This window comes from Paenibacillus sp. 598K (assembly GCF_003851045.1).
GTDB lineage: Bacteria > Bacillota > Bacilli > Paenibacillales > Paenibacillaceae > Paenibacillus_D.
In genome coordinates, this window is the sequence record NZ_BFBX01000005.1 from 110,764 (window position 1) to 123,359 (window position 12,596).

Genomic DNA, 12,596 nt, shown 5'->3' on the forward strand with positions numbered 1-12,596 from the left:
TGCCCGCAGCGTATCTCACAGGCATGTAGGAGGACTACGAATGGACAAGTCGCAAGTGATGCAGGAGTTGGAGGCGCTGGGGAAGGAACGGACGAAGAAGATCTATCTGTCCAATGGCGCGCGGGAGCCGCTGTTCGGCGTGGCGACGGGGGCGATGAAGCCGTTGGCCAAGCAGATCAAGATCGATCAGCCGCTGGCGGAAGAGCTGTATGCTACAGGCAACTACGACGCGATGTATTTCGCCGGCATTATCGCCGATCCGAAGGGGATGTCGGCTGCGGACTATGACCGCTGGATGGATGGCGCGTACTTCTACATGCTGTCCGACTATGTGGTCGCCGTGACGCTCGCCGAGGCGGATATCGCCCAGGAGGTGGCGGATCGATGGATCGCCAGCGGCGACGAGCTGCGCGCCTCCGGCGGCTGGAGCTGCTACTGCTGGCTGCTGGGCAGCCGTCCCGATCGCGAGTTCTCTATGGACAAGCTGTCACGGATGCTGGATACGGCGCGGGACGAGATTCATGGGGCGCCGCTGCGGGCGCAGGCGTCGATGAGCAATTTTGTCACCGTCGTCGCCCACTCGTATCTGCCGTTGCACGAACGGGCGATCGAGATTGCGGAGGCGATCGGCACGGTGCAGCTCCAGGACGCCAAGCAGGCGGGACGCGTGCTCCAGCCAGTGGAGGCGATCCGCAAGACGCTGTCGCGTAGCAAGCCGGGCTTCAAGCGCAAGTATGTGAGGTGTTAGAGAGAGGGGGCGTATACAAGCATTGAACACTAGAGAGAAGAGCTCCAAGCGGTTCAGAGCCTTGCTACGGAGAGGACTGGGCGAAGCAATCCTGGTCCTGCAAGCGGCGGAGGACCGGGAGCGTTACAAGGAAATCGTCCTCTGGGCGTGCCTGAACCTGACAATTTATGATCCCCAATCCGAAGGCAGCCGGGGCGTCTATCTGATGGACGCAATTCGGTTATTTGAGGATGACGATTACTTCGCGGCAGCTATGATTCGCCGGTTTGAGCAACGGTACCTGGACGACTGGACATTCGATCAGTTGTGCGAGCTGTTATGCCTCATGGCAGGAGAGGGGAGCAAGCGGGCGGCTGCGGCTTTGGAAGGGCGGTATTCGGATCTGCTTCATCAACTCCGCCGCAGATTTAGCGATACGGCTAGCACCCGCTTGTTGTGGCTTAGCTCTTGGTTGACCGGATTCGGCGATTTTCGGCGTTTCCGGAGAATCGTCGAGGATTTGGGCGCATATGAGCACAAGTATGAGGGCCGTTTGTTCCTCGATAGTATCTATAGTGCAGCCCAGAGGCGTTTCGGCCCCAAGAGAGTGGAGACCTATCTTGCCAGGGTAGCGGCGCAGAGCGCAGGAGCCGCGGCGTTCCTGGCTTCCATCCAAGCGTTCCGATCCGAAGATAGCCGCAGCATGGAGCAGGACACTCCCACGTTGTCTGCCCTGATAGCGAGTGCAAGAGCGGGCAAGCGAGAGCCTGGCCTTGCCTTGCGCCTTGCGCGAATCGCGACACCGGACGAGTTGCGTCATTTGGCACAGCTGGCGATGGAGGTGACGGACCCGGATGTTCGTCTCGCTATGCTCTGGGTATTCCGAAAAGCGCCGTTTCCGTTGGGGGAGGAGCTGCTGATCGAGCTGGCGGAGCACGAGGATGGCAGGCTGAGCGAGCTGGCGTTCGAGGCGATGAGACTCGTCCCTTCCGACCGTATTCATGCTTACGCCGCAGAGCTCGTCCGCGAGCGCAGACATCTGTCCGCAGCCATCGGGCTGCTGAGCTGCTGCTTGCGCGCTGGAGACGAGGGGCTGCTAGAGGCGGGCGTTCGCGCCCTTTCTGTCACGCAACGCGATAACGGTTGGCATAGCTCATTCATGCGTGTGGAAGAGCTGCTAAATAGTCGTAAAATGCGGCTTGATCCTTCCATCTATATACATATGTATAGGCAAACTTTGTGTTCCTACTGCCGACATTGGCTCATCAAGAGGATGGTCCGACGCCGGATCATCCCTCACGCTATGCTCGAGGCTTGCCTCCACGACAGCTACGAGGACACGCGCAAGCTGGCTCGGCGGGTGTTGGTGAGAAATCAAGACCACAGTCCCATGCACAATGCTCAACAATCGGTTAAGATACAGAAATGAGAACATACATACCCCTATGCAAGGAGGGATAGCGATGGAGGTCCGGGTAACGATCAAGAGCGTGGGCAAGCGGAAGCCGATGCTGGAGCAAATGCCGCTGCGACTGGAGGGCGAGGTGCGGAGCCTGCGCTCGCTGCTCGGCGAACTGGTGACGCATCAGCTCCAGCAGCGCCGGGAGCGGCAGGACGAGCTGCAACTGCTGCGCTTCATGCTGCCGGAGGAGATCGAGGCGCGCGGTGCAGCGGGCAAGGTCGGCTTCGGAGCACTGTACAATGACGCGCTACCCGATACTGCGCAAGCAATCGCGACAGCAATCCTCGCCTTTGAGGACGGGCTGTACCGCGTGTTTATAAACGGCGAGGAGGCGACGGCGCTCGATGCTCCATTGCAGCTGGAAGAGGGCGCGGAGCTAACGCTAATCCGGCTGACGATGCTGGCCGGACGAATGTGGTAGAGATCAGGGAGGAGCTGGAGGATGAGTCAAGACGAGAGGAATTCTTATAGTGAAGCGCTGCAAACGAAGGCCGAGAGCCTGGAGGGCGCGAAGCGGGAGCTGGGAGGATATGTAGCCAAGCTGGCCATGCTGTCCTATCCCAATCAGAGCGATACGAATTATGAAGCGCTCGTCGAGCTGCTCAGGCGACTGGACGATGGCGGGGACGGATTTTACCGTCCGTTGCAGGAGACGATGCGCGTGTTGGCTTCCGGGCGAACGGCGGATGTGTTCGACTATATCGTGGAGCGCGCGACGTTGTATCCGTATAACGTCAACTATGATCGTCGACCGTTCCGCACGGCGGAGCCGAGATTACATATCCACCAAGTGCTGTCCAAGCTGTTGCAACTATTGCAGATGGAGAGGCGGCAGATCATGATCGCGGATTATATGGCCTCTGCGCAGACGATCGAGCAGATTCACGAGATCTCCGCCGTGTTGCCGGACTGCATCGCCTATACGCTCGATCGGGCTGAGGAAGGCACGCTGGAGACGCTCCGTGAGATCATCTATGGAGAGAACCAGGCGGGGCTGCTGACCAACCAGATGCTCAAGGGCATCTTTATGAGCGACCAGACGGACGCCTATGAGATGGTCGGGGAGCTGCTCGTCGCCGCGCGCCTGCAGGAGGGGTTGCGCCAGAGCATCGTCGAGCGGATGGACGAGGGTACGCTGGAAGCGTACCGTTATATGCTGGACATTCTGATCCGTAAGGATCTGATCCGCTACAGCTCGGTCGTCCGCGCGCTTGGCGTATGGACGGGGATGGCGCTGGAGTCGGCCAATCAGCGGGTGGCGGGCCAACTGCTCGCGCAGGCGCATGAAGCGCTGGCCAGCGAGGAGACCCGGACAGCGTGGCTGCAGGAGAGCCATGCCAACAAGCTGTACATCGGTCTGTGGGCGACGGCAGTCCGGGAAGAGGCGGATATGGTCGGTCATGTGATGGCGATCATGAGCGAGGGCTCCAAGCATCAGAAGGTCGTGGCCCAGTATGTGCTGGCGAACAGCCAGAACATCTTCGTCCGCCTCCATGCAGCACGCAGCTCGTTGACGGAGCGGGACCCGGAGCTGATGCACGGCATCATCCGCAACTACGCGGTCGGATACCATTACGACTGGAGCTATGACTCGAGCAAACCTCAGAAGATCCGCTATGTGTCGGTGCCTGAGCTGGAGAGCAAGGCTGCTCGCTCCCTGGACTACGGGCAGTTCTGCGAGATGCTGGCTGCGCTGCCGCCAAGCGGGGCGGGCGGTCCGTCTCATGTGCTGGAGTTCGTCCATTACCGTATCGATGCCGATGATATCGTCCGCAAGATGCTGTATCTGATCGCATACGACATGGACGCGGACTGGATCGCCGATGTGATTGCGGTGAAGGACCGGCTTAGCCCCGACATCAGGAGCGAGCTGCTGCGCTACTTTGCGAAGTATGCCAGCGACGAGAGGCAGCGGCAGTTCATCTATGATTGTCTGTCCGACAAGAGCATGACGATCCGCGAGGCGGCACTCGACAGCATCAAAGCGCTATCGCTCACCGATGCCGAGCTTCAGCAGCTCGAAGCGCTGCTGAAGCTGAAGACGGGCTCGCTGAGGCAGAAGATCATCCAGGTGCTGCTAGAGCAGCCGGTCGAGCTCGCAGCCGTTGCAGTGGAGCGCCTCCTCCTGTCCAAGAGCGAGCTGCAGCGACTCGGGGCGCTGGAGCTGCTGACCGAGATCGCAGCAGACGCCGGGCGTGCCGCCGATTACGAGCGGCTGCAGCCGCTGACCGCTTGCCTCGCCGCTCCGACTGCCAAGGAGCGGCAGCTGCTGGATAAGCTGACGCGGGAGGAAGAGGCTTATACTGCGGCCAACGGATACGGCCTGTTCGATCCGTCTTACGTCAGCCCGTTGCTGACGGAGACTCGAGAGCTGGAGACGCGCGATGCGCACGGCTTCTTCACGCTTCCGCTGGCGAGGGCAGAGCAATTCCTGCAGGGACTGGATAAGCTGGTACATGAGCACAGGGAGCATGAATATACCGTCGAATATTATGCCGGTTACCGCGATACGCTGCTTGTGGGCGCCAGGCTTGTCTCGACGATGCCCTACAAGCAGCGCGAGGGGCTGGCTCAGATGGAGCAATTCCCATTGGCGGAGGTATGGCAAGACTATATGACGCGCAGCGACTTTAGCAGTCAGGAGCTGATGCAGCTTTACTTTGCGCTGGTGCTGCTGCCTGGGCTGGAGGGCAATCTCAATCATTACTATCAGCTCTACCGCAGCGAGTACACATATGAGGAACGGGGCAGGATTCCGCTGCTCGAGGGGTGGCGCAAGACGTATGCAGAGCAGCTCTATCCGCTCGCCTATATCCAGGAGCTGAGAGCGCTGGAGGCCAAGCTGAACTATGCCGCTCAGGCGAGAAGTCTGCTCATAGCCGCTTATCTGGACAGCCCATCGCCAGACACCTTCGGGACGGCAGAGCTCACTTGGGCGTCGCTGCTCGCTTCGCTTCCCGAAGAGAAGCTGGTTACCGACGGGGCGTATATCCAACTGCTCCTGAAGCCGTGGCGAGATCTGGCGTACAATCGGGTGTCCGATGACGACAGCTTCCGTCGTTACTTCGCCACAGCCTACCGGCATAGTGCAATGTTCAAGGGAGACGACTGGCATCTGCTGCTCAGTCTGGAGGACTTCCTGCGCGCGTATAAGTTGGAGCTGGTGGGCGAGCAGGAGATGTACCGGGAGCTGCTGCTGGACGAGGCGCGTTATCGCTATATATCGGACCTGACGTCGACGCATCGCGACGTGATCGGTGACGATCCGAAGCTGCAGGCGCTCCGTCAGACCGTCCTTGATCGCATACTGGAGATCGAGCTGACGCGCGGCGAGCTCGTGACCGAGGTGAGCTCGCTGGCGATGCGCCTCGGCCGCGTGCACGGGATGACGCATTGGGTGCGGCTGGTGTCGGCGATGGATCAGGATACGTTCGTGCGGGGGTATATTTACGGCTCCGGCGATCAGCCGACGCGCAAGGAGACGTTCAGCCATCTGATCCGCATCTGTCACCCCGCCTCTGGCGAGGATGGGCCTGCACTGGCCCGTCTGCTGGAGCAGTATCCGGTACCGGAGCGCAAGCTGCTGGAGGCGGCGATGTATGCGCCACAGTGGCTGGAGCTGGTCGCCGGACATCTGGGCTGGCAGGGTCTACGGAGCGCGGCCTGGTACTTCCACGCCCATATCAACGAGAGCTTCTCGGCGGAGAAGGAGACCGTCGTCGCCCACTACTCGCCGATCACGCCGCAGGAATTCAACGATGGCGCGTTTGATATCCGCTGGTTCCGCGAGGCATATGCCGAGCTGGGGGAGGAACGCTTCGAGCTGCTGTACGATTGTGCCAAGTACATCTCCGGCGGTGCCAACCATCGTCGCTCGCAGCTGTTCGCCGACGCTACGCTGGGCCGGCTGGAGCTGACCGATATCCGCGAGTCGGTAGCGGCCAAGCGCAACAAGGATCAGTTGTTGACGTACAGCCTCATCCCGCTGGCCGACCCGCCGGAGCGCGATCTGCGTGAGCGCTATGACTTCATCCAGGAGTTCCTGCGCCAGAGCAAGCAATATGGCGCCCAGCGCCGGGCAAGCGAAGGCACGGCAGGCCAGATCGCGCTTGGCAACCTGGCGCGCAACGGCGGTTACGCCGATGTTACCCGGATGGTGTGGCAGATGGAGGCGAGCAAGCTGGAGGAGCTCTCCGGCTACCTTGAGTTCCATGAGATCGAGGAGGGATTGCTCGTCAAGCTGGAGGTGGACAGTCAGGGGCAGACAGCTCTGGTCGCGCATAAGAACAACAAGCCGCTCAAGTCTGTGCCATCTCGTCTAAATAAGCATGAATACATCGTGCGTCTGAAGGAGCTGAAAAGCGAGCTGACCGAGCAATACCGGCGTGCGCGCGCTGAGCTGGAGCGCTCGATGGTGAATGGCACGACCTTCACCGTAGGAGAGCTGGCGGCGCTCTCTCGCAATCCGGTGCTCGCACCGCTGACGAGTGCGCTCGTCTATACGCGAGGAGACGCGATGGGGTACTTCAACGCGGAGCAGCTCTGTCTGCATGCGCCGCGCCTGGGCGAAGATGGCGCAGAGCTCGAATATATCCGTTATGCGCTGCGCGAGGAGCAAGAGCTGACGATCGCTCATCCGGTGCATCTCTATGAGCAAGGCGAGTGGTCGCTGTTCCAGCGCGATCGGATGGAGCGGCATTATTATGCCGGGCAGCGCGACCGCGCCGACCAGCAGCGGCTGGAGCCATTCAAGCAGGTGTTCCGCGAGCTCTATCGCCCCAATGCCGACGAGCTGGCCAGCGGCATCGTATCGCGGCGCTACGCCGGCTACCAGATCCAGCCGCAGAAGGCGGCAGCGTTGCTGAAGGGTCGTCAATGGACCGTGAGCTATGAGGAAGGTCTGCAAAAGGTCAGCTACGAGCATAATCTGATCGCCAGTCTGTATGCGTTGGCCGACTGGTTCTCGCCATCGGATACCGAAGCGCCGACGCTCGAGACGGTGCAGTTCCACGATCGCCGTACCTACGAGCCGGTGAAGCTCGCGGATGTGCCGCCTGTCTTCTTCTCCGAGGTGATGCGCGACATCGATCTCGTCGTAAGCGTCGCCTACGTAGGCGGCGTCGATCCGGAGGCAAGTCTGACGACGATCGAGATGCGCCGCGTCATCGTCGAGGAGGCGATGCGTCTGATGAAGCATGCCAACGTTCGACTCGAGGGCAACTATGCGCATATCGCCGGTCGGTTAGGCGAATATGCCGTTCATCTGGGCAGCGCCCAGGCATTCCGGCAGGCTTCGGGGGCGCTGCACATTGTGCCGGTGCATAGCCAGCATCGCGGCCATCTGCTCCTGCCGTTCCTGGACGAAGATCCGAAGACCGCAGAGATCCTGTCCAAGATCATCCTGCTCGCCGAGGATCACAAGATCAAGGATCCGCAGATTACGGGGCAGCTCCGCAACTGACCGCCGCTATGGCGTGTGTTGAGAAGCTTCGTATAGCTACACGCAATACTGTGCTGCGCCACGGTGTCCCGCAAGGACGTCGTCGGCGCAGTGTTTTTTATGGCTCTATTGAAGCAAAATAAGCGCTCTGGCGAGCGTTTAGAGCCCAGGAGGATCAGGAAGGGGGAAAAGTTCATTCACAATGATAGTTAAAATTTTGGAGTAAAAACTATAATTTGTTAGGTATTAATGAATGCGCTTTCAATTTATAATTCGTTGTGGAGGGTGGTGATGGACAACCTAAAAAACAAAAAGCAATGCATCCGGTTCAGTCATGTACAGCGTAGATCGTCACATGCATACGGAGGTTTGATTGCTTGTTTTCAAAAAAATCCCTTGAGGAGGAAGAAAATGTTGAATGTAAAGAAGAAGGTCGCGTCGGTGTTGCTGGCAGCTACAATGAGCTTGAGCCTGTTCGCGGCGAGCGTGGGCGCAACGGATTATTGGCAAAACTGGACAGACGGCGGCGGCACCGTCAACGCTGTCAACGGAGCAGGAGGGAACTATAGCGTAAACTGGTACAACACCGGCAACTTCGTCGTAGGCAAGGGCTGGACGTACGGTACGCCGAACCGCGTAGTCAACTACAACGCTGGCGTATGGGCGCCATCCGGCAACGGCTACCTGACCTTCTATGGTTGGACAAGAAGCTCGCTGATCGAATATTACGTGGTAGACAGCTGGGGGACGTACAGACCGACGGGGGATTGGAAAGGCACCGTATATAGCGATGGCGGTACTTATGATATCTACAGGACGATGCGCTACAATGCGCCTTCGATCGACGGGACGCAGACCTTCCCGCAATACTGGAGCGTACGCCAGTCGAAGCGTCCAACGGGCAGCAACGTACAGATCACGTTCCAGAACCATGTGAACGCGTGGGCCAGCAAATCGATGTATCTGGGGACAAACTGGTCGTATCAGGTTATGGCGACCGAGGGGTATCAGAGCAGCGGAAGCTCCAACGTCACCGTGTGGTAATCCAGAGGCGGACAAGCGTTCGAAGCGCTCCCGCCATCCTGTAATACAGCGTCTGTCGGCGGCGAGGCCGGCAGACGCCTTGCTTCCGCTGCACATTCTAAGCTTAGCGATTTAAAGGAGATTTGTCTATGAGAAAAGTACCTCTTGTAGTAGGGACGGTTGTCTTGGCGCTCGCCTTGGGCGCCTGCTCGCAGGAGCGCTCGACGCCGAGCGGTACGGCCAAGGCCCAGACGGGCGAGGATATGGTTTTTGTAGAGGGAGGGACATTCGTGAACGGGAAGTCCAATTACGGCGATACCGATATTGCCGTAGCGGATTTCTATATCGGCGCCTATCAGGTGACCCAGCAGCAATGGATGGAGGTCATGGGGAGCAATCCTTCGGGTTTCCCGGGCGAAGATCTGCCTGTCGAGATGGTGAGCTGGTACGATGTCGTGACGTATTGCAACGAGCGTAGCTTGAAGGAAGGACTGGAGCCGTATTATACGATCGACGAGAAGACCAAGGACCCGGATAATCGCAATGAATACGACTCGCTGAAATGGACGGTTACGATCAATGAAGGAGCTAATGGCTACCGTCTGCCGACGGAGGTCGAATGGGAGTATGCGGCCTCTGGCGGTCAGAAGAGTAAGGGCTATTCGTTCAGCGGCAGCGATGTGGCCACAGAGGTGTCCTGGTTCTGGGAAAATGCGGGGGACAAGCCGCTTTCCGGCGATTGGAACTGGCCCGCTATCGAAAACAACAAAAACAAAACCCATCCCGTCGGCAGCAAAAAAGCGAACGAGCTGGGCATCTACGATATGTCGGGCAATGTGAGAGAATGGTGCTGGGATTGGTTCGAAAGCGAAGAGAACCCCGGCGGCGTATGGCGCGTCGTCAAAGGCGGCGGCTGGATGGGCGATGTCATCAACAATGAGATTGCGTACCGCGGCAAGTTCGACCCCAGTGGCTTTGGCCCCGATCAAGGCTTCCGCGTGAGCCGCGATGCATAGACGGCCCGCTCTTCTCTTCTCCCCGCAGGACTGTGCGATCTGGACTTGCCGTTAGTGCGAGCCAGGTACGTGCGATCTTGCGGGGATATTTGGCGTCTCGTGGCAGGGGGGGAGCCACCGCCGAGCGCCGTCGGCTGTTGGTCGTCTGCTTACTCGTACGACCTACTCAGACGGCGGCCCCGCTCAGTCGACCGTCCAATCAGGCATCGTCATTCAGACGACTTCCCGCTCAATCAACTGTCCAATTATACGTTGCCATCCAGACGGCAGCGCACTCAAGCGACTTCCCACTCGGGCGGGTCAAGACTAACGGACAAAAATGACGCTTAGCGGTCAAAACCGCCCTCTCTTAGAATGTAACGGTCAGAATTGACTTAGCCGGGAGAAATTCGCCTCCCCCGGCTATTTGTCGCGGCTAAGATACCGTTATGTCCGTTAAAGCGACGCGGATGATCAAACCGACTTGTAAGCTGCAAAAATGACCGTTAGATCAGAGCGCCGCAGAACATAACAAGCGCCGAAGCGCTCCAACGCCGCAGATCGAGCAAGCGCCGATGCGCTCCAACGCCGCAGATCATAGCGAGCGTCGATGCGCTCCAACGCCGCAGGTCATAGCGAGCGTCGAAGCGCTCCGACTCATCGTGCGTGATACGCGACCGATAGTGGCTGTACCCCGTCCCCCGACTCGCTGCTCAATAAGGCCCGCGTATATGCGGCGCGACCTGATCGGCGTAGAACTGCTGCAGCCGCTCCTGCTCCGCTGGCGAGAAGCCTGGCGTCTGAAGCGTCAGCAGGTTCTCTTGCAGTTGGGCGGTGTTCTTGAAGCCGGGGATGATGCAGCTCACCTCAGGCGCTTCGAGTATCCAGCGCTGAGCGGCGCGCGCCATCGTGCCGCGCCCGTCGGCGATCCAGCGCAGCTCGTCCGCCAGCTCGACGCCTCGCTCGAAGGGCAGACCGGCGAACGTTTCGCCGACGTTGAAGCTCTCGCCGTTGCGGTTGAAGCTGCGGTGATCGTCCGGCGCAAACGCTGCGTCGGCGGTGAACTTGCCGGTCAACAGTCCGCTCGCCAGCGGCAGCCGGACGAGGATGCCGACGCCCTGCGCATGCGCTTGCGGGAACAGCTCGGTCAGCGGCTTCTGGCGGAACAGGTTGAAGATGACCTGCAATGCCTGCACGCCGGGGTAGCGCAGACAGATTAGCCCTTCCTCGACGCTCTCCACGCTGACGCCATAGGCGCGGATCTTGCCCTCGGCCTTCAGCTTGTCCAGCACCTCGAATACCCGCCCGTCCTCCAGCACCGACTGCGGCGGACAATGGACCTGATACAGGTCGATCGTCTCGCGTCCCAGATGGCGCAGACTGTCCTCGCAGTAGGCGCGCACCTGCGCCTCGCTATACGTGGCTTCATCATGGATATCGCCGCGGCGACAAAACTTGGTGGCGATGTGGATGCGGTCCGTCTTGCCCTTGGTAGCCTGAGCCAGCAGCCGCTCGCTATGGCCGTTGCCGTACACATCCGCCGTATCGAAGAAATTAACCCCCGCGTCGATCGCCGCCTCCAGCGCGCGCAGCGACTCCTGGTCGTCGGTCGCGCCCCACGAGCCGCCGATCGCCCATGTGCCAAAGCTGACCTCGCTTACCTTAAGACCTGTGTTGCCTAACGGTCGGTAGTTCATCGCTATGCCTCCCTTTCTACTATTATAAACTTTAGTCTGTAAACATCTGGACCCAATGCCCATTATAATAGCCGACGCCGATCGTTGTGAAGTTGTCGCTCAGGATGTTGGCGCGGTGGCCGGGGCTGTTCATCCAGGCGTCGACGACCTCCTGCGGCGTTCGCTGTCCCTTGGCGATGTTCTCGCCGGCGTAGCCGTAGCTGATGCCGTACGCGTCCATCATCTCGAAGGGCGAACCATGCGTCGGCGAATCGTGATCAAAGTAATCGTTGTCCGCCATGTCCTTCGCCTTGTCGAAGGCGACGCGGGCGAGCGCCGAGTCGGAGCTGAGCGCAGACAGCCCGGCTTGGCTGCGCGCCTCATTGACGAGCGAGACGACCTGCGCGGCCCATGCGCTCTCCGTGTCAGGCGTCTGCGGCGCAGGCTGTCCGCCCGAATCGCCGTCAGAGCCGCCATCAGAGCGGATCGTCACCGTCGACGTCCGCGCATCCCATTGGACGCTGGCTCCAAGCGCCTCCGAGACGAAACGCAGCGGCACCATCGTGCGGCCGCTCGCCACGACGGCCGGCGCATCCAGTCGGACCGACTGGCCGTTGACGCTGGCGGTCGATTGACCGATCCGCAGACTTACGGTCGTGTCGCCCTTGACGGCGGTGACCGTGCGAGTCGCGGCCGTCCATCGGACTTCGGCGCCAAGTGCCTCGAAGATGCCGCGCAGCGGCACGAGCGTGCGGCCGTTCGCGAGGAGGGGCGGCTGCTCGAGCGATAAGCGTGTGCCATCGATGACGACGCTGACACTGCTGCTGAGGACGGCGGCGGATAAGGCTGGCGCTGCCGATCCGCTAACGGGCGTTGTCCGTCCGCTGACCTGCGCTGTCTGTCCGCCGTCTGCCACGGCTCCTGCAGGAGAGGATACGAGCGTGAGCCCGAGTATCGTAGCGGCGAGCAGTAGAGATGCTTTTCTGAATTTATAAGCGGTTATAGGATTAGCGTTTTCGCTTGCTCGATTTGCCGATAAGACGACGAAGTCGTTTTTGCTTGCTCCAGCTTGGGCGTGCGAGTTGGGAATTCTGTGCTTCATAATCATCTGCCTCCTGTAGACTAGGATGCGGCCGTTTACGACCGCTTGACTTGCTTGGTCATCGTGCGCCTGGATTAGGGGCATTCTCAGATTGACCTCAAACTGCCGAAGAGGCACGGAATCGAATCTGTAGAAGCGAAGCGTTCGCCTGAGAGCTTTTCGCAGAAAAGC

At 59.8% G+C, this 12,596-nt stretch carries 8 protein-coding genes; 6 read left to right on the top strand and 2 right to left on the bottom strand.

Annotation, left to right across the window (positions count from 1 at the left end):
- Positions 1 to 40: 40 nt before the first annotated feature.
- The 6 genes from PA598K_RS02660 to PA598K_RS02685 all read left to right on the top strand — a co-directional run bounded on the left by PA598K_RS02660 (position 41) and on the right by PA598K_RS02685 (position 9,668).
- A complete protein-coding gene (locus PA598K_RS02660; protein ID WP_128655369.1) occupies positions 41 to 748 on the top strand; it encodes a DNA alkylation repair protein in 708 nt (235 codons plus the stop codon).
- Between the two features lie 22 nt (positions 749 to 770).
- Positions 771 to 2,156 (top strand): hypothetical protein, encoded by a 1,386-nt coding sequence (locus PA598K_RS02665; RefSeq protein ID WP_128655370.1) that lies wholly within the window; start codon positions 771 to 773, stop codon positions 2,154 to 2,156.
- 34 nt (positions 2,157 to 2,190) lie between these two features.
- Positions 2,191 to 2,610 (top strand): hypothetical protein, encoded by a 420-nt coding sequence (locus PA598K_RS02670; RefSeq protein ID WP_128655371.1) that lies wholly within the window; start codon positions 2,191 to 2,193, stop codon positions 2,608 to 2,610.
- Between the two features lie 21 nt (positions 2,611 to 2,631).
- On the top strand, positions 2,632 to 7,650 hold the full coding sequence (locus PA598K_RS02675; protein ID WP_128655372.1) for a DUF4132 domain-containing protein: 5,019 nt from the start codon (positions 2,632 to 2,634) through the stop codon (positions 7,648 to 7,650).
- A gap of 390 nt (positions 7,651 to 8,040) precedes the next feature.
- Positions 8,041 to 8,673 carry a glycoside hydrolase family 11 protein gene (locus PA598K_RS02680; protein ID WP_128655373.1) on the top strand — a complete coding sequence of 211 codons (633 nt, stop codon included), beginning with the start codon at positions 8,041 to 8,043 and terminating at the stop codon, positions 8,671 to 8,673.
- Between the two features lie 128 nt (positions 8,674 to 8,801).
- Positions 8,802 to 9,668: a formylglycine-generating enzyme family protein gene (locus tag PA598K_RS02685; RefSeq protein WP_128655374.1), complete on the top strand. Its 867-nt coding sequence runs from the start codon at positions 8,802 to 8,804 to the stop codon at positions 9,666 to 9,668.
- A gap of 692 nt (positions 9,669 to 10,360) precedes the next feature.
- On the opposite strand, the gene PA598K_RS02690 is transcribed toward PA598K_RS02685, so the two are convergent.
- Together PA598K_RS02690 and PA598K_RS38960 are read right to left on the bottom strand one after the other, a co-directional pair.
- Positions 10,361 to 11,344 carry an aldo/keto reductase gene (locus PA598K_RS02690; RefSeq protein ID WP_128655375.1) on the bottom strand — a complete coding sequence of 328 codons (984 nt, stop codon included), beginning with the start codon at positions 11,342 to 11,344 and terminating at the stop codon, positions 10,361 to 10,363.
- A 31-nt stretch (positions 11,345 to 11,375) separates the two neighbouring features.
- Positions 11,376 to 12,425: a stalk domain-containing protein gene (locus tag PA598K_RS38960; protein ID WP_446674095.1), complete on the bottom strand. Its 1,050-nt coding sequence runs from the start codon at positions 12,423 to 12,425 to the stop codon at positions 11,376 to 11,378.
- Positions 12,426 to 12,596: the final 171 nt, after the last annotated feature.